Annotated in this window: 18 protein-coding genes; 4 read left to right on the top strand and 14 right to left on the bottom strand. The window is 72.5% G+C overall.

Annotation, left to right across the window (positions count from 1 at the left end; translation table 11 throughout):
• Position 1: 1 nt before the first annotated feature.
• Positions 2 to 1,537, bottom strand: coding sequence for a bifunctional metallophosphatase/5'-nucleotidase (locus tag ACWPN7_RS02765; RefSeq protein WP_459196626.1), 1,536 nt, complete (start codon positions 1,535 to 1,537; stop codon positions 2 to 4).
• A gap of 441 nt (positions 1,538 to 1,978) precedes the next feature.
• On the opposite strand from ACWPN7_RS02765, the gene pdxR reads away from it, so the two are divergent.
• Positions 1,979 to 3,424 (top strand): MocR-like pyridoxine biosynthesis transcription factor PdxR, encoded by a 1,446-nt coding sequence (gene pdxR / locus ACWPN7_RS02770; RefSeq protein ID WP_459196627.1) that lies wholly within the window; start codon positions 1,979 to 1,981, stop codon positions 3,422 to 3,424.
• Positions 3,425 to 3,439: 15 nt separating this feature from the next.
• On the opposite strand, the gene ACWPN7_RS02775 is transcribed toward pdxR, so the two are convergent.
• Together ACWPN7_RS02775 and ACWPN7_RS02780 are read right to left on the bottom strand one after the other, a co-directional pair.
• Positions 3,440 to 3,889 carry a carboxymuconolactone decarboxylase family protein gene (locus ACWPN7_RS02775; protein WP_459196628.1) on the bottom strand — a complete coding sequence of 150 codons (450 nt, stop codon included), beginning with the start codon at positions 3,887 to 3,889 and terminating at the stop codon, positions 3,440 to 3,442.
• A gap of 126 nt (positions 3,890 to 4,015) precedes the next feature.
• Positions 4,016 to 4,615 carry a TetR/AcrR family transcriptional regulator gene (locus tag ACWPN7_RS02780; RefSeq protein ID WP_040134451.1) on the bottom strand — a complete coding sequence of 200 codons (600 nt, stop codon included), beginning with the start codon at positions 4,613 to 4,615 and terminating at the stop codon, positions 4,016 to 4,018.
• Positions 4,616 to 4,688: 73 nt separating this feature from the next.
• On the opposite strand from ACWPN7_RS02780, the gene bdcA reads away from it, so the two are divergent.
• On the top strand, positions 4,689 to 5,402 hold the full coding sequence (gene bdcA / locus ACWPN7_RS02785; protein ID WP_103039595.1) for an SDR family oxidoreductase: 714 nt from the start codon (positions 4,689 to 4,691) through the stop codon (positions 5,400 to 5,402).
• Positions 5,403 to 5,412: 10 nt separating this feature from the next.
• Here bdcA and bluB read toward each other — a convergent pair whose 3' ends face one another.
• Genes bluB through cobA form a run of 3 tightly spaced genes read right to left on the bottom strand, consistent with a single transcriptional unit; the run spans position 5,413 to position 8,214 of the window.
• Positions 5,413 to 6,072, bottom strand: a complete 660-nt coding sequence (gene bluB / locus ACWPN7_RS02790) for a 5,6-dimethylbenzimidazole synthase (protein ID WP_459196629.1) — start codon at positions 6,070 to 6,072, stop codon at positions 5,413 to 5,415.
• A complete protein-coding gene (locus ACWPN7_RS02795) occupies positions 6,069 to 7,415 on the bottom strand; it encodes a cobyrinic acid a,c-diamide synthase CobB (protein WP_459196630.1) in 1,347 nt (448 codons plus the stop codon). The genes bluB and ACWPN7_RS02795 overlap by 4 nt, the downstream gene beginning before the upstream one ends.
• The gene (cobA, locus tag ACWPN7_RS02800; RefSeq protein WP_200776401.1) at positions 7,408 to 8,214 is read right to left on the bottom strand and encodes a uroporphyrinogen-III C-methyltransferase; all 807 of its coding nucleotides are present in this window, start codon (positions 8,212 to 8,214) and stop codon (positions 7,408 to 7,410) included. The genes ACWPN7_RS02795 and cobA overlap by 8 nt, the downstream gene beginning before the upstream one ends.
• Between cobA and ACWPN7_RS02805 the strand changes: the two genes are divergently transcribed.
• Positions 8,213 to 9,364: a cobalt-precorrin-5B (C(1))-methyltransferase gene (locus ACWPN7_RS02805; RefSeq protein ID WP_459196631.1), complete on the top strand. Its 1,152-nt coding sequence runs from the start codon at positions 8,213 to 8,215 to the stop codon at positions 9,362 to 9,364. The two genes, cobA and ACWPN7_RS02805, sit on opposite strands and share 2 nt — an antisense overlap.
• Before the next feature lie 185 nt (positions 9,365 to 9,549).
• Here ACWPN7_RS02805 and cobM read toward each other — a convergent pair whose 3' ends face one another.
• Genes cobM through cbiE form a run of 3 tightly spaced genes read right to left on the bottom strand, consistent with a single transcriptional unit; the run spans position 9,550 to position 11,941 of the window.
• Entirely contained in the window at positions 9,550 to 10,311 is a 762-nt protein-coding gene (gene cobM, locus ACWPN7_RS02810) for a precorrin-4 C(11)-methyltransferase (RefSeq protein ID WP_200776801.1), read from the bottom strand.
• Positions 10,308 to 10,718: a cobalamin biosynthesis protein gene (locus tag ACWPN7_RS02815; RefSeq protein ID WP_149650191.1), complete on the bottom strand. Its 411-nt coding sequence runs from the start codon at positions 10,716 to 10,718 to the stop codon at positions 10,308 to 10,310. The genes cobM and ACWPN7_RS02815 overlap by 4 nt, the downstream gene beginning before the upstream one ends.
• Entirely contained in the window at positions 10,715 to 11,941 is a 1,227-nt protein-coding gene (gene cbiE / locus ACWPN7_RS02820; protein WP_456525157.1) for a precorrin-6y C5,15-methyltransferase (decarboxylating) subunit CbiE, read from the bottom strand. Before cbiE ends, ACWPN7_RS02815 begins: the two co-directional genes overlap by 4 nt.
• 23 nt (positions 11,942 to 11,964) lie before the next feature.
• Here cbiE and ACWPN7_RS02825 point away from each other — a divergent pair, with 23 nt between their 5' ends.
• Positions 11,965 to 12,699 carry a cobalt-precorrin-6A reductase gene (locus ACWPN7_RS02825; protein WP_459196632.1) on the top strand — a complete coding sequence of 245 codons (735 nt, stop codon included), beginning with the start codon at positions 11,965 to 11,967 and terminating at the stop codon, positions 12,697 to 12,699.
• A gap of 104 nt (positions 12,700 to 12,803) precedes the next feature.
• On the opposite strand, the gene cobJ is transcribed toward ACWPN7_RS02825, so the two are convergent.
• The 5 genes from cobJ to cobN are packed head-to-tail and all read right to left on the bottom strand — an operon-like array spanning position 12,804 to position 19,719.
• On the bottom strand, positions 12,804 to 13,583 hold the full coding sequence (cobJ, locus tag ACWPN7_RS02830; RefSeq protein ID WP_459196633.1) for a precorrin-3B C(17)-methyltransferase: 780 nt from the start codon (positions 13,581 to 13,583) through the stop codon (positions 12,804 to 12,806).
• Complete coding sequence (locus ACWPN7_RS02835) at positions 13,580 to 14,320, bottom strand: precorrin-2 C(20)-methyltransferase (RefSeq protein ID WP_040134443.1); 741 nt, start codon at positions 14,318 to 14,320, stop codon at positions 13,580 to 13,582. The genes cobJ and ACWPN7_RS02835 overlap by 4 nt, the downstream gene beginning before the upstream one ends.
• Positions 14,320 to 14,961, bottom strand: a complete 642-nt coding sequence (locus ACWPN7_RS02840) for a precorrin-8X methylmutase (protein WP_407825333.1) — start codon at positions 14,959 to 14,961, stop codon at positions 14,320 to 14,322. Before ACWPN7_RS02840 ends, ACWPN7_RS02835 begins: the two co-directional genes overlap by 1 nt.
• Positions 14,951 to 16,336 carry a precorrin-3B synthase gene (gene cobG / locus ACWPN7_RS02845; protein WP_459196634.1) on the bottom strand — a complete coding sequence of 462 codons (1,386 nt, stop codon included), beginning with the start codon at positions 16,334 to 16,336 and terminating at the stop codon, positions 14,951 to 14,953. Before cobG ends, ACWPN7_RS02840 begins: the two co-directional genes overlap by 11 nt.
• Positions 16,333 to 19,719, bottom strand: coding sequence for a cobaltochelatase subunit CobN (gene cobN / locus ACWPN7_RS02850; protein ID WP_459196635.1), 3,387 nt, complete (start codon positions 19,717 to 19,719; stop codon positions 16,333 to 16,335). The genes cobG and cobN overlap by 4 nt, the downstream gene beginning before the upstream one ends.
• Positions 19,720 to 19,806: the final 87 nt, after the last annotated feature.

Here is a 19,806-nt window from a genome sequence, read left to right on the forward strand (position 1 = left end):
GCTACCGCTGGACCGTCAGGCGGCCGTCGAGCCGCGGCGCGAAGCTGCCCGTGCGGGCGATCCGGCTGGCCAGGATGGTCGAGACGAAATCGGCGTCCCGGTCGTCCACCAGCCGCGGGGCGGTGGACAGCATCGCATAGCCGTCCCCGCCGTTGGCGAGGTAGCTGCCGGTGGCGAGCCGGAAACGGGCCATCGGCTCCACCGGCTTGCCGCCCACCGTCAGCGCCACCACCCGCTGGCCGGGCGGGCGCGATGCGTCGACGGTGACGCGGGCGTTGGACAGGTGCGGGAAGCGGCCCTGCAACTGCCCGATCCCGGAGAAGCCGAACTCCAGCGCGTCGCGGAGCTGCTGCCCGGTGACCTCGATCAGCACGGCGGTGTCGTGGAAGGGGAATTCGGTCTGGATGTCCCGGCGCGTCCACACCGTGCCCGCCGCGTAGGCGCGGTCGCCGCGGAAGGAGCCGCCGTTGATCAGCGCCACGTCTGCTTCCATCGCCTCGCGCAGCGAATCGGCGACGGTGTTGGCGAAGGCGTTCTCGCTGGCGCGCACCGCCTCGCGCCGCGTGTCGATGGCGGCATCCAGCCGGCCCACCTGCATGCCCAGCATGCTGTCCAGCCGCGCGCGGTAGGCCTTGGCCTGGGCGTCGAGGGCGGGGTCGGGAAGAACGGTGGCGGTGTCGATGGCGCGCACGCCGCTGCTCCACACGGTGCGCGTGGCGTCGCCCTTGGTCACCGTCTCGGCGGTGATGTCCAGGGCCAGCACCCAGGCGGCCTGCGGCTCGACCGTCGCGTTCAGGGTCTTGCCGTCGTAATCCACGGCGACCACCCGCCCGCGGTCCTGGTAGAGCACGATGTCGGCGGCGCCGGAGGCGATCACCTCGCGGTGGGTGCCGCCGGAATCGCCGGTCAGCGCCACCACCAGATCGGCGCCGGCGTTGCGCAGGTCCTTCGCCTTCTGGGCCAGCACCGGACCCGGCGGCAGGAAGTCGGTGCGCGGCGACCGGGTGATCTCCCCGGTCCGCGCCGGCGTCGCGGCCAGCACCCCGACGCGCACTGGCCCGGCGTTGAGCATCGCCCGGTCCTCCAGCCCGTCCAGCGGCTTGCCCGTCTGGCGGTCCACCGCGTTGGAGACGACCATGGGGAAGCTCGCCTCGAAGGCGCGGGTCATCAGCACGTCGTCGCCGTGATGGAATTCCCGGTTCAGCGCCGCCATGGCGTCGATGCCGACCCCGTTCAGCAGGTCGATGACGTGCGCCCCCTGGTCGTAGAAGGACAGGACGGAGGGGGCGAGCGCCTGCCCGCCGTGCAGGACCAGCACGGGGCCGCCCGCCGCCCGTTCCTGGCGGACCAGCGTGGCGAGCCGGGCGATGCCGCCGCGTCCCTGCACGTCCTCCAGCTCGGTCGTGCTGTGGGCGTAGAGGATGGTGAAGCGGGTGGGGTCCGCCCACGCGGGTCCGCCGGCCAAAATCCCGCTGGTCAGAATCCCGAAAACCAGCGCGACCACCGGGCGCAGCCAGACGCCCCTGCCGAATCCCATGCCGTCGTTCCCCATCCAGCGCCCGCACGGCCGTTGCCGCTGCGGGCCGCACCCCCAGTTCCGCGCCGGATTATGCGCGTTCGCGCGTCGGTGGTGAAGCTGTACCGAGGATGACAAATCGCCCCCGTTCCGCGACGGGACGGTACCCGGACGCCGCGGTGGAATGGAAATGCCAAAAGGCCATAGTATTTACAGGGAATTGTCGGCCTATGCGGGTGCTGCACCGCACCCATTCCAGATTGGTAATACCAGTTCGAAAGGGGTGCCCCTATTCTCCGCCAGCCCATTCTCGGGGCGTTTCCTCCCTAGACTCAAGGCCGGAGCGATTGCTCCGGCCTTTTTTTCGTCCGCGATGCGCCGGACGCCGAGAGTCGTCCGGCGGGAAATCGGGAAGGCTTGCGGTGGATTGCGGACGGTCAGGGTTGCGGTATCCTGCGGCCCATGCCCGCCCTGCCGCCTCCGGAAACTCTGGACATCGCCCTCAGTCGGACCGCGAAGGTTCCGCTGTCCGCACAAATCCACGCCGCCTTGCGCGACGCCATCCGCGATGGCCGGCTGGCCGGAGGGGCGCGGTTGCCGTCCTGGCGGGATCTGGCCGTGCAGCTCGGGGTGTCCCGCGGCACGGTGCGCGACGCCTATGAGCGGTTGATCGACGAACAGCTCGCGGTCGGCCTGGGCGCCGCGGGGACGCGGGTCGCCGAGGGGGCCATGGCGGGGCCGTCCCCCGACGGGCCGGTCAAGGCCCCGTCGGTCCTGGAGCTGTTCTCCAGTGTCGAGCGGGCGCCGCTGCCCTTCCAGATGGGCGTGCCGGCGCAAGACGCCTTCCCCTTTACCCTGTGGTCCCGGATCGTCGGGCGGGCGGCGCGGGCCGCGGCGGCGGCCCCCGTCGGCTATCCCGATCCTCGCGGCCATCCCGATCTGCGGCGCGAGATCGCCGCCGTGCTGGCCATCGCCCGCGGCATCCGCTGCACGCCGGAGCAGATTTTCGTCACGGCCGGCTATTCCGGCGCGCTCGGCCTGGTGATTCGGGCCTTGCGGCTGGATGGCGCCACCGCCTGGATGGAGGAGCCCGGCTTTCCCCTGACCCGCCGCGCCCTTCACCTCGCCGGCATGACCGTGGTGCCCGTGCCGGCGGACGCCGCCGGGATCGACGTGGATGCGGGACTCGCACGGGCGCCGGCGGCGGGCTTGGCCGTGGTGACGCCGGGCCAGCAGGCGCCGCTCGGTGTGACCATGACGTTGCAACGCCGCCTCGCCTTGCTGGACTGGGCGTCGCGGGCCGGGTCGTGGATCGTCGAGGACGACTATCTCAGCGAACTGCAACTGAAGGGCCGGGCCGCTCCGGCGCTGGCCTCCCTCGACCGGGATGGGCGGGTGCTGCACGCCGGCACCTTCAGCAAGACGATCACCCCGGCGCTGCGGCTCGGCTTCCTGATGGTGCCGCCGGGGCTGGCCGGCCTGTTCGGCGAGGTCGCCGCCTGCCTGTGCCCGGCCCCGACGGCGGCGATGCAGCGGGCGGTCGCCGACTTCATGGCGGGCGGGCATTATTTCCGGCACCTGCGCCGGATGAAGCGGCTCTACGCCGTCCGCCAGCAGGCGCTTCTGGCCGCCATGCGCGACACCGCGGGGGTGGGGTCGCCGATGGCCGTGGAGGCGTCGGGAAGCCTGTCGGTCCGGCTGGTCCTGCCACCGGGCAGCCGCGACATCGCCATCGCCGCGGCGGCGCAGGCGGACGGCCTCGCTCCGGTGCCGCTGTCGCCCTGGTACGCCGATGGCTCGGAAGCCGCTCGTCCCCGCGGCCTGCTGCTGGGCATCACCAACATCCTGGAACGGCGCCTGTCCGACGACTGCCGCCGGTTGGCCGAACTGGTGTCCCGGCATGGATGACGCAGCGGACCGCGCTCAGCGCGCCGCAGAGGGAACCGTGCGGAAGCTGATGGCGAGGCGGTTGTAGAGGTTCATCAGGCCGATGGCGATCGTCAGGTCGGCCACCTCCTTCTCGGAGAACTGAGCCGACACCGCCTGGAACTCCGCGTCCGGGACGGCGGTCTCGGCCACCCGCGTCACCGTCTCCGCCCAGCGCAGCGCGGCGCGCTCGCGGTCGGTGAACAGCGCTTCGGCCTCGTGCCAGACCGGCACCAGCACCAGCTTGTCGATGGTGACGCCGTTCTTCAGAAGATCGCGGCTGTGCAGGTCGACGCAATAGGCGCAGCCGTTGATTTGCGAAACGCGCAAATACACGAGGTCGATCAGCGTGACCGGAAGCCCGCACTGGCCGATGTAGCCATGCGCGCCGGCGAGGGCCTTCATGCCGGCGGGGGTGGTGGCGTGGTAGTCGAGACGCGGGGACATGGCGGTTGGTCCTCAATGGGGATGCGGGAAGTTCCCGGCTGCCGCTGATCCTGCATCGCCCGCCGGTCAGCCGTAAGGACCAAGACGTGACGGAAATCCTGTACCATCCTCCGCAGGGGGGACTGGTCAGGCGCCCGCCAACTCGCGGCGGAAGGCGCGGTCCATCATGGCGGCCACCCGCTCCAGCCTGTCCCGGTCCGCGCCGTCGCGGGCGGCGGCCGACATCCCCATCATCGCGACCACCACCAAGTCGGCCAGCGCGTCGGCGCGGTCCGGCGCTTCGGCGGCGATGAAGTCGCGAACCGCGGCGCGGCCTTCCCGTTTGGCCGCGTCGGCCAGGGCCTGAGCCTCGGGGTCGGCGCTGTTGCGCGCGCCGTCGAGCACGAGGCAGCCCGCCGTCCCATTCTGGCCAGGATAGAGCGCCGCGGCGAGCGCCAGCGTCCGTCCGATCACCGTCGCCACGTCGCCGCCCTCCGCCAGAGCCCGCGCGAAGATGTTCGCCTCGCCCGCCGCGTAGCGTCGCAGCGCCCGTTCGAACAGCCCGGCCTTGCTGCCGAAGGCGGCGTAGAAGCTCGGCGGCTTGATGCCCAGTTCGGCGCCCAGCTCGGCCACGCCGACCGCGTCGTAACCGCGGGCGTGGAACAGCCGCATCGCCGTCTCCACCGCCTCGTCCACGTCGAAGGAACGCCGCCGTCCACGCGGCTCCGATCTTTTTGTAGCGGTCACTATAAAAAATCCTTGCGCGATGCCCTGGAGAGATTTTATATAGCGGTCACTACATTAATTCAAGGAACCGATCATGAGCGACTTCGCGGGCAAGAACATCCTGGTACTGGGCGGCAGCCGGGGCATCGGCAAGGCCATCGTCCAGCGTTTCGCGGCGGGCGGCGGGCAGGTCGCCTTCACCTACGCCGGCTCGGCGGAGGCCGCCGCGGCGCTGGCCGCCGAGACCGGGTCCGAGGCGATCCGCACCGACAGCGCGGACCGCGACGCGGTGATTGCCACGGTGGCCGGGCGGGGCGCGCTGGACGTGCTGGTCGTCAACGCCGGGGTTGCCATGATCGGCGATCCGCTGACCTTCGACCCCGACGAGGTTGACCGCATGATCGACATCAACGTGCGCGGGCCCTACCACGCCGCGGTCGAGGCGGCGCGCCACATGACCGGGGCGGGGCGCATCATCGTCATCGGGTCGGTCAACGGCGACCGGATGCCCTTCGCGGGCGGGGCGGCCTACGCGCTCACCAAGGCGGCGGTCCAGGGAATGGTGCGTGGTCTGGCGCGCGACTTCGGCGACCGCGGGATCACCGTCAACGCCATCCAGCCGGGGCCGACCGACAGCGACATGAATCCGGCCGACGGCCCGATGGCCGCGGCCATGCACGGCTTCATGGCGATCAAGCGCCACGCCCACGCCAGCGAGGTCGCCGAACTGACCGCCTTCGTCGCCGGCCCGCACGGCGCGATGATCACCGGCTCGTTCCAGACCATCGACGGCGGTTTCGGGGCCTGACGGCCGCCCGTCAGGTCGTCTCGCCCCAGCGGTCGCGGAAGACGAGGTCCTCTAGGGGGAGCCGGCTGCGCCAGCCGGCTTTCTCCAGTTCCGGCGTCTCGTGGAAATGGGAGACGTAGCCGAGGCAGAGGTAGGCGACGGGGACGATCCGCTCCGGGATGCCCAGCGCCGCGCGCAGCTTGTCCTCGTGCAGAATGCTGACCCAGCCGACGCCCAGCCCTTCCGCCCGCGCGGCCAGCCAGAGATTCTGCACCGCGCAGACGCAGGAGTAGAGGTCCATGGTCGGAATGTGCGTCCGCCCCAGCACCACCGGGCCGGAGCGCTCCCGGTCGCAGGTGATGCACAGGTTGACCGGCGCCTCGCGGATGCCTTCCAGCTTCAGGCGGCTGTAGAGCGCCTTGCGCTCCCCGGTGAAGAGGGCGGCGGCCTCCTCGTTGGCCTGGGAGAAATCGGCGTGCACGCGGGCCTTCACCGCCGGGTCCTGGACGACGATGAAGTTCCAGGGCTGCATGAAGCCGACCGACGGCGCGTGGTGCGCGGCGGTCAGCACGCGGGTCAGCACCGCGTCGGGCACCGGGTCGGGGGCGAACTGCCCGCGCACGTCGCGGCGCGAGAAGATCGCCTTGTAGAGCGCGTCGCGCTCCTCCGGTGCGAAGGCGTGGTCGCTCATCGGTCTGCCGCTATGACGTGGAAGAACGAGGCGAAGACGCTGCCGCGCCGCCCACCGAGTGGGCCGAGGTCCGACCCGTCCGCCGCCGTGGCGGTGACCAGCGGCTCGTCGGCGCCGCGGTCGAGGATCGAGGCGTAGTGGAACTCGTGCCCGCGCAGCGCGGTGCCCGCCCGGCCCAGCGGCGTGTCGCCGAGCAGGACGGCGCGGCGGTATCCCAGATGCAGCTTGCGCTTGGCGAAGGAGGTCCGCACCCCGAGCAGTCCAAGCATCGGGTGGGTGGTGCCCGCCGCGTCTTCCAGCGACTCGCCCAGCGTCATGTAGCCGCCGCACTCGCCGTAGACCGGGCGCCCGAGGGTGGCGGCGCGGTGCATGCCGTCGCGGAAGCGTCCGGCGGCGGCGAGTCGTCCGGCGTGCAGTTCGGGATAGCCGCCGGGCAGATAGACGGCGTCTGCGTCGTCGGGTGGTGCCTCGTCGGCCAGCGGAGAGAAATGCGTCACCTCGGCGCCCGCGGCGCGCCAGCCCTCCAGCAGATGCGGGTAGACGAAGGTGAAGGCGGCGTCGCGCGCGATGGCGATGCGCTGGCCCAGCGGCGGCAGAGCGGGCGCGAAGCTCCCCTCCGGCGCGCGGGAAGGGGCGGCGAGGGCCGCCACCCGGTCGAGATCGACATGCTGCGCGATGAAGCGGCCCAGCGCCGCCAGACGCTCCTGAAGGTCCGCCGTCTCCTCCGCCTGGATCAGGCCGAGATGGCGTTCGGGCAGGATCACGTCGGGGGTGCGGGGAAGCGAACCGAGGACGGGGATGCCCAGCGCCTCGATGGCGCCGCCGGCCAAGGCGAGGTGGCGCGGGCTGGCGATGTTGTTCAGGATCACCCCGCCGATCCGCACATCGTCGCGGTAGGTGGCGAAGCCCTTGACCAGGGCGGCGGCGGACTGCGACTGGCCCTTGGCGTTGACCACCAGGATCACCGGCCAGCCGGTGCGCGCGGCCAGTTCCGACGTGGCCCCGGTGCCGGTCGCCCCGACGCCCGCCACCCCGTCGAACAGGCCCATCAGCGCCTCGCAGACCAGCAGATCGGTGCCCTCCCCGGCGCGGCGGGCCAGCGAGTCCAGCAGGTCCGGCCCCATCGCCCAATTGTCGAGGTTGACGCTGGGCCGCCCGGTCGCCGCCTGATGGAAGGCCGGGTCGATGTAGTCCGGCCCCGCCTTCACCGCGCCGACGCGCAGGCCGCGCGCCTTCAGGGCGACCAGCAGCCCCAGCGTGACGGTGGTCTTGCCGGTGCCCGACGCCGGCGCCCCGACGATCAGCCCGCGCGGTGCAGCCTCAGACATGGGGGCCTCAGCCATGGGGAAGCTCCTTGGGCAGCCAGTCGAGCACGGGGCGCAGCCGCACCACCTCGCCGATCACGATGATGGCCGGGGGCTCCATCCCGCTGGCCTCCAGATCGGCGACGCAGGCGCCGAGCGAGGTCACCAGCACGCGCTGCCGCTCGGTCGTCGCGTCGGTCACCACGCCGACCGGCGTGTCGGCCGACCGCCCGCCGTCCATCAGCGCGGCGGCGATGCCGGGCAGGCCCTTCCAGGCCATGTAGAGGATCAGCGGCGCGCCCGTCGCGGCCAGCGCCTTCCAGTCCGGCCCACCCGCGCAGGAATGGCCGGTCGCCAGGATCACCGCCTGATTGGCCGTGCGGTGGGTGGCCGGGATGCCGGCGTAGGCCGGACCGGCGATGCCCGCCGTGATGCCGGGGATGATGCGGAAGGGGATGCCCCGCTCGGCCAGTGCCTGGGCCTCCTCGCCGCCGCGCCCGAAGACGAAGGGGTCGCCGCCCTTCAGCCGCAGCACGCGGTGCCCCTCGCGCGCCAGCTCGATCAGGCGGTTGGTGATGTCGTCCTGGTGGGCGGAGGGCTTGCCACCGCGCTTGCCGGCGAACTCCAGCCTTGCCGAGGGCGCCGCCAGCGCCATGATCCGTTCACCGACCAGCGCGTCATGGACGATCACGTCGGCTTGCCTTAGACCTTGCAGGGCCAGCAGGGTCAGCAGGCCGGGATCGCCGGGACCGGCCCCCGCCAGCCACACGCTGCCGGGCCGGAAGTCGGCCAGTTCCAGAGGAAGAGAAAGGGAGTCGGGCGACGGCTCTGCGGTCATGGACGAGCACTCAGCGACGGAAAACGGTGTGGACGGCGGAGAGGGGAACGGAGACGGAAGTGGCGACGGCAAGGCGCTGCGACGGGGCTGGACGACGGGCGCCTGCGCCACCGCCGCCGCGCGGGCGGCCTGCGGGGCGCTGTTCTCCGGCGACTTCCCCGATCCGGTGACGGTAACCCTGCCCGGCGGCCAGACGCCAGCCTTCGCGCTCGCCTGGACGGCGCGCGGCGACGGCTGGGCGGCGGCGGGGGTGGTGAAGGACGCCGGCGACGACCCGGACGTCACCCACGGCGCGCTGATCCGCGCCCGTGTCAGCCGCGCCGAACCGGACCAGGGCGTCGTCTTCCGCGCGGGGGAGGGAGTGGGCATGGTGACCCGCCCCGGCCTGCCGGTCCCGGTCGGCGAACCGGCCATCAACCCGGTGCCCCGCGCCATGATCCGTCAAGCGGTCGCGGAGGCCGCGGCGCTGGCCGGGGAGGCTCCCGACGTCGTCGTCGAGGTCTCGGTCGAGAATGGGGAAGCGCTGGCCCGCCGCACCATGAATCCGCGGCTGGGCATCCTCGGCGGCCTGTCGATCCTGGGGACGACGGGGATCGTCGTGCCCTATTCCTGTGCTGCCTGGATCGCCTCCATCCAGCGCGGCGTCGATGTGGCACGGGCGGCCGGGCTGGACCACGTCGCGGCCTGCACCGGCGACACCTCGGAAAAGGCGGTGGTCGCGCGCTACGGCCTGCCGGAGCACGCGCTGCTCGACATGGGGGATTTCGCGGGCGGCACGCTGAAGTACCTGCGCCGCCACCCGATCCCGCGCCTGACCCTGTGCGGCGGCTTCGCCAAGTTCGGCAAGCTGGCGCGCGGCCTGCTCGACCTGCACTCCAAGCGCGGCAGCGTCGACCTCGACTGGCTGGCCGACCGCATGGCCGAGTTGGGGGCTGCCCCCGACACCGTGGCCGAGGCCCGCGCCGCCAACACCGCCGCGCAGGTCCTGTCCATCGCCAGGGAGGCCGGCCTGCCGCTGGCCGACCGCGTGGCGGCGTTGGCCCAGCGCACGGCGCTGGACACGCTCGACGGCGCCCCCGTGGCGGTCGAGGTGCTTGTCACCGACCGCCAGGGCACCATCGTCGGAACGTCCGGGTGGGGCGCCCCTTAATTCCCTCTCCCCTCCGGGGAGAGGGTTAGGGTGAGGGGGTTCAGGGGGGACCGGAACGTTCGGCAATCGCCGGACCCCCTCACCCCGCCCCTCTCCCCGCTTTCGGCGGACCGAAGGTCCGCCTGCCGCGTCAGCGCAAACTTCGTTTGCGCGTAAGCGGAGGGGAGAGGGAGAAAAGAGCCTCCTCACTCCCCCAGCCCCCGGTAGCGGCGCACGTGCGACCCGTCGTAGAGCGCGCTGCACCGGAAATCCTCCACCCCCAGCGCCGGGCCGACCAGGATCAGGGCGGCGCGCTCCATCGGCGAGTCCGCCACTTGGGCGGCGATGTCGGCCAGCGTGCCGCGCAGGACCCGTTCCTCCGGCCAGCTCGCCCGGTAGACCACCGCCGCCGGGCAGTCCGCGCCGTAGAGCGGGGTCAGCCGCTCCACCACCCGGTCGATGACGTGGATCGACAGGTGGATGGCCAGCGTCGCGCCCGACCGCCCCAGCACCTCCAGCGTCTCGTTCGCCGGCATGGCCGAGGCCCGGCCTTCCGTGCGTGTCAAAATCAGCGTCTGGCTGACCTCCGGCAGGGTCAGCTCCCGCCCCAGCGCGGCCGAGGCCGCGGCGAAGGCCGGCACGCCCGGCGTGATGTCGTAGGGGATGCCCAGCTCCCGCAGCGCCCGCGTCTGCTCGCCAAGCGCGCTGTAGACCGACAGGTCGCCGGAATGCAGCCGCGCCACGTCCTGCCCGGCCTCATCCGCTGCTTTGAACTCGGCGACGATCTGGTCGAGCGTCAGCGGGGCGGTGTCGATGATCCGGGCGCCCGGCGGGGCGTGTGCGATGATCTCCCTGGGCACCAGCGACCCGGCGTAGAGGCAGACCGGGCAGGACGCGATCAGGTCGCGCCCGCGCAGGGTCAGCAGGTCGGGCGCGCCCGGTCCGGCGCCGATGAAATGCACGGTCATGCGGAAACTTCCCCAGAAATCGCCAGCGCGCAGGTGGCGCGCGGGGTGGAACGGCGCGGCAGCAGAAGGGTGGAGCCCGGCCCGGCGGCGGCCAGAGCTGCGGCCTCGGCGACCGAGGCGACGCCCACAGCGGCCTCGACGCGGGCGGAGCGGGTCTGTGTCCGGTCCTGAACCGCTATCAACGCTGAATCGTCAACGAACCGGAGCGGCAGGGCGAGCAGGCGCGCCGCCTCCGCCATGCCGGCTTCGTTGCGCTTGCGCATCGGTGCCGCCAGTTGAACGGAGCGGCGAACGGCCTCGTCCAGTGTGGCTTCGTCGAAGGCGGCGCGGACCAGCCCGGCAATCTCGTCACCGGGGCACCCCACCCGGCAGCCGATGCCCGCCGCGATGAAACGATCCGCCGTCACAGCGGCTTCTCCGCCAGCCACAGCGTGACCGGCATCAGCGGGCGCCAGCCGGTGAAGCCACCGATGGGCGCGGCGCGGCTGACGGCGATCTGCGACAACTGCCCGCCCAGCCGCTTGTGGGTGGCGATCAGCATCGCCTCGCTCTCCAGCGTCACGGCGTTGGCGACGATCCTCCCGCCGGGCCTCAGCGCCGACCAGCAGGCGTCCAGCACCCCGTCGTTGGTCAGCCCGCCGCCGATGAACACGGCGTCCGGCGTCGGCAGCCCGCTCAGCGCCTCCGGCGCCTTGCCGCGCACCAGCTCCAGCCCCGGCACGCCGAAGGCGGCGGCGTTGGCCGGGATGCGGGCGGCGCGGTCGGCCTTGTGCTCCACGGCGATGGCGCGGTTCGTCGGGTCGCTCAGCATCCATTCGACGCCGATGGAACCGGAGCCGGCGCCGACGTCCCAGAGCAGTTCGCCGCGGCGTGGGGCCAGCCAGGACAGGGTGACGGCGCGGATTTCCCGCTTGGTGATCTGGCCGTCATGCTCGAACCAGTCGTCGGGCAGGCCCGGCGCGCGGGGCAGGGCGCGGGCGCCGGGCGCGGCGAGGCATTCCACGGCCAGCGTGTTCAGGTCGGCCACCCGCTCCGCCGACCACTCTTCCGCCGTCGCAACGATGCAGCGCTCGCGCGGTCCGCCCATGGATTCCAGGGCGGTCAGGCGCGACGGTCCGAAGCCGCGCGCCGTCAGCAGCGCCGCCAGCTTGGCCGGGGTCGTTCCGTCCCAGCACAGGACCAGCAGCCGCGCACCCGGTTGCAGATGCGGAATGATCAGCTCCAGCGGGCGTCCGTGCACCGTCAGGGTGCCGCAATCCTGCAGCGGCCACCCCAGGCGGGCGGCGGCAAGACTGAAGGAGGACGGAGCCGGAACGATCGACAGTTCCTCAGCCGGAACGAGTTTCGACAGGGTGGCGCCAATGCCGTACCAGGATGGATCGCCGCTCGCCAGAACGCAGACCCGTTGGCCGCGCCGCTCAAGCAGGGCGGGGTAGGCGTCCGACAGGGGGGAGGGCCAGGGCAGCCGCTCCTGTCCGCCCGTTTCCGGCACCAGCGCCAGATGGCGGGCACCGCCGGCCAGAAGCTCGGCGCTTTCGACAAGAGCGCGGGCGGCGGGTGACAGACCGTCCCACCCGTCCTCGCCGATGCCGACGACGCTCAGCCAGCGCCCCGGTCCTGTGCTAATCATGGCGCACCCCAAGGAGGACAAGCATGAAGGCGCTGATTCTGGGCGGCACCACCGAAGCCACGGCGTTGGCCCGCCTGCTCAGCGGCCACCCGCGCATCGACGCGGCGGTGTCGCTGGCCGGGCGCACCAAACAGCCGGTGCTGCCGCCCCTGCCGACCCGCATCGGCGGTTTCGGGGGCGTGGACGGCTTGGCCGCGCATCTCGTCGAGAACGGCATCGCGGCGGTGGTGGACGCCACGCATCCCTTCGCCGACCAGATCTCCGCCAACGCTGCGGCGGCCTGCGCGCGGGTGGGGGTGCCGCTGCTGGTGCTGACCCGCAAGCCGTGGGTTCCGGGCGAGGGCGACCGCTGGATCGGCGTGCCGGACATGGCCGCCGCCGCCGAGGCGCTGCGCCCGCTGGGCGGGAACGTCTTCCTGACCATCGGCCGGCAGGAGGTCGCGGTGTTCGAGGCGGTGCCGGACAAGCGCTACCTGATCCGCGCCGTCGACCCGCCGGAGCCGGCACCGACGCTGCCGGACCACCGCCTGATCCTCGACCGCGGCCCCTTCACGCTGGCGGGGGAGACCGCCTTGCTGGAGAAGCATCGGGTGGATGTCATCGTCAGCAAGAACAGCGGCGGGAGCGCCACGGAAGCGAAGCTGGAGGCGGCGCGGCGCCGGGGCATTCCCGTGGTGATGGTCGAGCGACCAAAGGGTAATGGCGTGGCTGAGGTGCACGATGCTGAGGCGGCACTCAGGTGGTTGGAAGGGCTGTAGAGTCGGGCCCCCCTCCCGACCTCCCCCCGCTTCGCAGGGGGAGGAGATTCCCTCCCCTGCGGAGCGGGGGAGGGTTAGGGTGGGGGCCCGTTTCGACACCGTCCTCACCCCCACACCCCATAGCTGCGCGGCGTGTAGACCCACGGCTGCGCACCCTCGCGGGGCACCAGCCGGGTGTGCGAGGCGCCGATGATGACGCAGGTCCGCATGTCGGCCTGCGCCGCGTCCACCGCACCCAGCGTCGTAACGGTCAACGCCTCGTCGGGGCGTCCGACCGCCTGGGCGAGGATCACCGGCGTCTCCGCCGAGCGGAGATCGCGCAGCGCGTCGAAGGCGGCGCCGAGTTGCCAGGGGCGGGCGCGGCTGATCGGGTTGTAGAGCGCGATCACGAAATCCGCCTCCGCCGCCAGACGCAGGCGCTTCAGCACCACCTCCCAAGGCTTCAGGTTGTCGGACAGCGAGATGGCGCAGAAATCGTGGCCGAGTGGCGCGCCGGCCCGCGCCGCTGCCGCCTGCATCGCGGAGATGCCGGGATCGACGGACAGCGGCACGCGGTGCCACGCCGCGGGCGCCGCCGGATCGTCCAGCGCCTCGAACACTGCGGCGGCCATGGCGAAGATTCCGGGGTCGCCGCCCGACACCACCGCCACCCGGCGGCCCTCCGCCGCCAGTTCAAGGGCGTGGCGGGCGCGGTCCAGCTCCACCCGGTTGTCGGAGGCGTGGCGCACCTGCGGCCCCGGCGGCACGCGGTCCACATAGGGGAAATAGCCGATGAGGTCGGTCGCCTCCGCCAGATCGCGCCGGGCCTCCGGGGTCAGCCAGTCCTCGGTGCCGGGGCCGAGCCCGACGACCTTCAACCATCCGGTTTGAGGATCGGCGGTCATCGCCGCAGCCCCTCGCCGGGGATGACGATCTGCGAGAAGTAGGGGGCGGTTTCCGGCGCCTCGCGGAAGGGCATGACGCGCTGGTCCGCCATGCTCGCCCGCTCGATGTACCAGGCGCGGTCGGCCAACCCGGCGGCCTCCACGGCGCGGCGGACCTTCGGCAGGTTCTGGCCCAGCTTCATGATCACCGCGGCGTCGGCGTTGCGCAGCGCGCGCAGCAGCGCCTCCTCCCCCAGCGTGCCGGGGATGACCGACAGCACGTCGTCGCGCAGCGTCAGCGGGCGCGGCAGCAGCGAGGCGCTGCACATCATCGACGTCACGCCCGGCACCACCTCCGTCGGGAAGCGCGAGGCCAGCCGCAGGAACAGATGCATGAAGCTGCCGTAGAAGAAGGCGTCGCCCTCGTTCAGCGCGGCGATGGAACGCCCGGCGGCGAGGTGCTCGGCCAGCCGTTCGGCGGACTCGTCGAAGAAGGCCTCGATCTGGCGGCCGTAGTCGGGGTGGCTGGGCGGCAGCTCGACCGTCACCGGATAGACCATCGGCAGCTCGATGTGCTCCGCCGTGATGCAGCCGTCGGCGATGCGCCGGGCCTGCCCGGAGGTGCCACGCTTGCAGAAATAGGCGACCACCGGGCAGGCGCCGATGGTGCGCATGGCGCGCACGGTCATCAGGTCTGGATCGCCGGGGCCGACGCTGACGCCGTAGAGGGTGCCGGTGGTCTTGGATGCGTTGCTCATTATTCCACGTCGCTCGCCAGGGCGTTGACCGCCGCCGCCGCCATGGCGCTGCCGCCGCGGCGGCCCTTGATCGCCAGGAAGGGCAGGCCAAAGGGCGCCTCGGCCAGCGCATCCTTGCTTTCCGCCGCACCCACGAAGCCCACCGGGAAGCCCAGCACCGCCGCCGGCTTCGGCGCGCCGTCGCGGATCATCTCCAGCAGCTTGAACAGGGCGGTCGGCGCGTTGCCGATGGCGACGACGGATCCGGCCAGCCGGGGCACCCACAGCTCCAGCGCGGCGGCAGAGCGGGTGTTTTCGACCTGTTTGGCAAGCTCCGGCACCGCCGGGTCGCGCAGCGTGCAGACGACGGCGTTGTCGGCCGGCAGACGCGCCCGCGTGATGCCGTGGGCGACCATCTCGCTGTCGCAGAGGATCGCCGCGCCATTACGCAGAGCCGTTCGCGCCGCCGTTCCCACATCGGGGGAGAACATCAGGTCGTTGGCCGCGTCCACCATGCCGCAGGCGTGGATGACGCGCACCGCCACCGCTTTCAGGTCGTCGGGGATCGCCGACAGGTCGGCCTCCGCCCGGATGGTGGCGAAGGACTGGCGGTAGATGGCCGCTCCATCGCGGATGTAGTCGTAAAGCGGCTCAGCGGACACGGAACAACTCCTCAACAGACAGATCGGCCACGGCGGTGACGGCCTCGGACGGTGTCAGGCCGGACCGCCAGGGCGTGCCGCCGGGGGCGGCGTTCAGCGCGACGTCGTAGACGCCTTCCCGTGCGGTGAGCGTGACATCCGCCGCGCCGGGATGGGCGCAGCCCTTAGCGCAGCCGGAGACATGCACCATCCGCACCGCCTCCAGCAAGCCCGCCGCGCGCTCCGCGATGGCGAGGCCGTCCGCGTGGGTGTCGGTGGTGCCGACGTCGCAGCCGGTGACCCCGCTGCAGGCGGTGAGCTTCAGGCGAATGTCGTGGTGGTCGAGGATACCGCCGAGGGCGGTGGCTGTCTCCTCGGCGCCGTCCTGGGGGGCGGCCAGCAGCAGCGCGCGCCAGGGCGTGATGCGGATTTCGTGGGTGTGGGCGGCCAGTGCCTCCAGCCGGTCGACGTCGAGGCGGCCGAAGGGGAAGGCGACGCCCAGCCAGAAGGGTTGGGGGCCGAGGAAGAGCCGGGTGGGCGATGTTGCCCCCTCCCTAACCCTCCCCCTCTGCGAGGGAGAGGGAACTGCCGCCGCCTCGCCCTCCACCGCCACCGGCGGGGGAGGGAGGGACCCGCGCGCCAGCGCGGGGGGGAGGGGGCCGGTCAGCATCCCCGCCACCCGTTCCCTCAACACCTCCACCCCCAGCGTCTTGACCAGCCCGGCCATGCGCCGCGGCGGCTCGGCCAGGGTCTGGCGAAGCTCCAGGAAGGCCCGCGCCAACGCCGCCGCAAGCTCGATCAGATCATCTGGACGGCAGTGCCCCAGCACCACCGCTCCCTCAAAAGTTCCCCCCAGCCCGACGCGGAACAGCGGCCCGTCCACCGCCTCTGCCACCGCGTCGAAGCGCACGTCGGTGCTGCTGTCGAACAGGGTGGCCTGCCCGCCGCCATCGACCAGCCAGCCGAACTTCGGCGGCAGCCGGTGGAGGTCCCGGTCGGCCGCCAGCCGGGCGTCGAGCGCCAGGGCGTAGGGGCGCACGTCCAGCACCGCCGTCCCGTCCAGGCCGGCAGTCGGGGAGGTCAGCACGTTGCGCACCGCCTCGCTCTCCGCGCCCTCCGAGACATAGCCGAGCGCGCGAAGTTCCTCGATCAGCGCGGCCATGTCCGTAGCGGCGACGCCGCGCAGTTGCAGGTTGCCGCGGTGGCTGAGGTCGACCAGACCGTTGCCGTAACGCCGCCCCAGCTCCGCGATCCGTTTCGCCGAGGCGGCGGGAAGCACCCCGGCGGGGACGCGCACGCGGACCAGCAGCCCGTCGCCGACCTCCATGGGGGCCAGAACGCCGGGGCACATGCCGCGCCGGCGCGGCGGGTTGCGGAGTTGGGTGATCGCGCTCATGCGGACATCTCCTTGCGGCGGCGCAGATCGTCGCCCGTCGAATTGCGGCGTGGGTGCCAGAGACCGCGCTCCAGGGCTTCGGTCAACCGGTCCAGGATATGCCGGGCGGCGGCCGGATTGGACTGCGCCAGGAAGTCCCACACCCGCTGGTTGTCCACATAGGCGTCGTACAACTGGTCGAAATGATGGGGCCGCACCGCCGTGGTGGTCGCGGCGAAGGCGAACAGAGTGTCGACGCTCGCCGCCAGCTCCCCGGCGCCGCGGTAGCCATGGCGCATCATGCCGTCGATCCAGCGCGGGTTGGCCGCCCGGCCGCGCAGCACGCGGGCGATCTCCTCCCCCAGTGTGCGGACGGTCACGCTCTCCGGCTCCGAGCTGTCGAGATGGTAGAGCGCCGGGTCGTTGTCGACCAGGGCGGCGGCGGCGGAGAAGCCGCCCTCATACTGCATGAAGCCGTCGGTGGAGAGGACGTCGTGCTCCCGCTGATCCTGGTGGTGGATGAGCGCGTCGGCCCCGCCGATGCGGCGGCGGAACAGGCTGGGCAGCGGAACGCCCTCCAGCCCCTTGCCGTAGGCGTGGCAGCTTCCCTCCAGATAGGCGGCGCCGAAGTCGGCCCGCACGCTCCAGTCTCCGCGCGCGATCATGCCGGGCAGCGCCGTGCCGTAGGCGCCGGGTGCGGCGCCGAAGACCCGCGCGCTGGCCCAGCGCTCGGCCTCCGCCGCCGGGGTGCCGCCGGCTTCCAGCTCGGCGCGGTCGGTGCGCAACGCGGCGGCGACGGGGTTCACGTCGTCGGGCTCGTCCTCCGCCATCACGGCGCGGACGGCCTGATCGAACAGGGCGATCTGCTGCGGGAACACGTCGCGGAACAGGCCGGAGATGCGCAGCGTCACGTCCACCCGCGGGCGGCCGAGGACGGAGGCCGGCATCACCTCGAAGCCGGTGACCCGGCCGGAGCCGTTCTCCCACAGTGGGCGCACGCCGAGCAGGGCCATGGCCTGGGCCAGTTCGTCGCCGCCGGTGCGCATGGCCGGTGTGCCCCAGCAATCGACCACCAGCCGCTTCGGCCAGTCGCCGTGGTCCTGCAGGTAGCGGGTGATCAGCGCGTCCGCCGCCTGCCAGCCCAGCGTCCAGGCGGTCGGCGTCGGCACGCCGCGTGGGTCGAGCGCGTAGAGGTTCCGCCCGGTGGGCAGCGTATCCGCCCGCCCCCGCGCGGGGGAGCCGCCGGGGCCGGGCTTCACGAAGCGCCCGTCCAGCCCGGCCAGCAGGGCGGCCATCTCCGCCTCGCCGCAGGCGTCCAGCGCCGGGGCGACGTCCTCGGCCGTGGCGAAGCGCGCGACGGCGGCGAGCAGGCGGGCGCGGCGCTCCGGCTCCGGCGTGGTGCCGAAGACGTGCAGACCGTCGCGGATTTGCATTTCCTTGATGTCGCAGAGATGGGCGTCGAGGCGGCTGAGGATGGCGTCGGGATCGTCGTCGGGCCGCAGGTTGCAGTCGGCGGCGACGCCGGATGTCCAGGCCAGATCGAGGATGGTCTGGCGCAGCGTGCCCAGCCGCCGCGGGTCCAGCCCGGTCGCCATCGAATATTCGTCGATGGCCGTTTCAAGTGCAGCGAGGTCGCCGTGCAGCCCGGCCTCGACCGGCGGCGGGGTCAGGTGGCCGATCAGGACCGCGCCCAACCGGCGGCGCGCCTGCACCCCCTCTCCGGGGTTGTTGACGATGAAGGGGTAGAGGCAGGGCAGGGGACCGGCGACGATCTCCGGCCAGCAGTCGGCGGACAGGGCGACGGCCTTGCCCGGCAGCCATTCCAGCGTCCCGTGCGCGCCCACCTGCACCAGCGCGTGGATGCCCAGGACATGGCGGAGCCAGAGGTGGAAGGCGAAGTAGCCGTGGCTGGGCGGCGTCTCCGGGTCGTGGTGCTGGGTGGTGGTCAGCGGACCGTGGCCGCGGCTCGGCTGCACCGCGATAGTGGCGTTGCCGCAGGTCAGCACGGTGAAGCGGAAGATGGTGCCGTCAGCCAGCGGGTCGGCCTGCTCGTCGCCCCAGCATTCTGTGATGCGGGCGCGGGCCTCGGCGGGGGCGAGGCGGCGGTAGTCGTCCAGGCTCAGCAGGGCGGTGGCGCCGCCGGTCAGCGCCTCCATCAGGGCGGCGGGGCCGGCGGGAAGCCCGTCCAGCGCGTAGCCCTCGGCGCGCAGCCGCTCCAGGATGCCGACGACGCTCGCCGGGGTGTCGAGGCCGACCGCATGGCCGATGCCGCCGCCCGGCCCCGGATAGTCGGACAGCACCAGCGCCAGCTTGCGCTCGGCCCGCGGCGTGGCGCCCAGCCGCACCCAGGCGGCGGCCAGATCGGCGGCGAAGGCCACCCGGTCGGGCACCGGGCGGATCAGCGTCGGAGCGAACTCCAGGTCGGGGTCCAGCGCCCCTTCGGCCTTGAAGGCGATGGCACGGGTCAGGATGCGCCCGTCCATCTCCGGCAGCACAACGTTCATGGCGAGGTCGGATGGCCCCATGCCGCGGGCGGAGCCGCGCCAGCCCTCCTCGGGCGTGGTGGACAGCACGGCCTGAAGCACCGGCGTGCCGTTGGCTTCCAGTGGCGACCCGTCCTCGCGCGCCGCCGAGAAGCCGGTCAGGTTCATCACGACGGCGGCGTTGCGGGCGGTCAGGGTGGCGCGCATCCAGGCGGCGCAGTCCGGTTCCTTCAGGCTCGCCACGAACAGCGGCAGCGGGGCGAGGCCGCGCGCGGCCAGCGCGTCGCACAGCGCGTGCACCGGCTCCAGGTCGCTGGCCAGCAGGTGGGAGCGGTAGAATACGACCGGCGCGCAGGGGCCGGTGACGTGGCCGGACCAGCCCTCATAGACGCCAAAGCGCGGCACCGGCGCCGGTTCGCGCCAAGGGCGGTCCTGCCCGGCCAGCGTGGCGGCGTAGGCCAGCAGGTTGGCCATGTTGTCCGGCCCGCCTTCGGTGAATCCACGCCACAGCCGTTGCGCCGCCTCGGCCGGAACGGTGCCGTAGCCCTCCAGGGCGGGGTTCGGCTGGGCGCAGCCGGGCAGCACGGCCAGCGCCACCCCGGACTCCCGGCAGGCGGCGGCGACATGGTCCAGCCCGTAGCGCCAGTAGCCCGCCCCGCCGAGCAGCCGCAGAACGACCAGCTTCGCCTTGCGGATCACGGACTCGACGTAAAGGTCCACTGACAGCGGGTGCCCCAGCCGCGCGAGATTCGCCAGCCGCAGGGTGGGCAACTCGTCACGGTGGCGCTTCCAGCAGGCGGCAAGCGCTGTCAGGTCGCTGTCGGAGAAGGACAGGACGACGAGGTCCGCCGGGCTCTGCCCCAGGTCCACGGCCTGGGGGCCGGCGTCGAGGTCTTCCTGGCGGGCGGCGAGTAGGTGCATGGCGAAAGTGCTTTACGAAAATCCCCTCTCCCCTCTGGGGAGAGGGTTAGGGTGAGGGGGTTGCGCGTGGCGGAACGCCCGGCGTAA

The sequence above is a fragment of the Azospirillum sp. UENF 312511 genome (assembly GCF_058780635.1).

Excerpts from the sequence above, each read along its gene's own strand:
- ACWPN7_RS02805 (WP_459196631.1), top strand. The coding sequence starts at position 8,213 with ATGGACGAGCACTCAGCGACGGAAAACGGTGTGGACGGCGGAGAGGGG.
- ACWPN7_RS02825 (WP_459196632.1), top strand. The coding sequence starts at position 11,965 with ATGAAGGCGCTGATTCTGGGCGGCACCACCGAAGCCACGGCGTTGGCC.
- cobN (WP_459196635.1), bottom strand. The coding sequence starts at position 19,719 with ATGCACCTACTCGCCGCCCGCCAGGAAGACCTCGACGCCGGCCCCCAG.
- ACWPN7_RS02795 (WP_459196630.1), bottom strand. The coding sequence starts at position 7,415 with ATGGCTGAGGCCCCCATGTCTGAGGCTGCACCGCGCGGGCTGATCGTC.
- cobA (WP_200776401.1), bottom strand. The coding sequence starts at position 8,214 with ATGACCGCAGAGCCGTCGCCCGACTCCCTTTCTCTTCCTCTGGAACTG.
- cobG (WP_459196634.1), bottom strand. The coding sequence starts at position 16,336 with ATGAGCGCGATCACCCAACTCCGCAACCCGCCGCGCCGGCGCGGCATG.
- ACWPN7_RS02775 (WP_459196628.1), bottom strand. The coding sequence starts at position 3,889 with ATGTCCCCGCGTCTCGACTACCACGCCACCACCCCCGCCGGCATGAAG.
- pdxR (WP_459196627.1), top strand. The coding sequence starts at position 1,979 with ATGCCCGCCCTGCCGCCTCCGGAAACTCTGGACATCGCCCTCAGTCGG.
- cobM (WP_200776801.1), bottom strand. The coding sequence starts at position 10,311 with ATGACCGTGCATTTCATCGGCGCCGGACCGGGCGCGCCCGACCTGCTG.
- bdcA (WP_103039595.1), top strand. The coding sequence starts at position 4,689 with ATGAGCGACTTCGCGGGCAAGAACATCCTGGTACTGGGCGGCAGCCGG.
- bluB (WP_459196629.1), bottom strand. The coding sequence starts at position 6,072 with ATGAGCGACCACGCCTTCGCACCGGAGGAGCGCGACGCGCTCTACAAG.
- cobJ (WP_459196633.1), bottom strand. The coding sequence starts at position 13,583 with ATGACCGCCGATCCTCAAACCGGATGGTTGAAGGTCGTCGGGCTCGGC.
- ACWPN7_RS02765 (WP_459196626.1), bottom strand. The coding sequence starts at position 1,537 with ATGGGATTCGGCAGGGGCGTCTGGCTGCGCCCGGTGGTCGCGCTGGTT.
- ACWPN7_RS02835 (WP_040134443.1), bottom strand. The coding sequence starts at position 14,320 with ATGAGCAACGCATCCAAGACCACCGGCACCCTCTACGGCGTCAGCGTC.
- cbiE (WP_456525157.1), bottom strand. The coding sequence starts at position 11,941 with ATGATTAGCACAGGACCGGGGCGCTGGCTGAGCGTCGTCGGCATCGGC.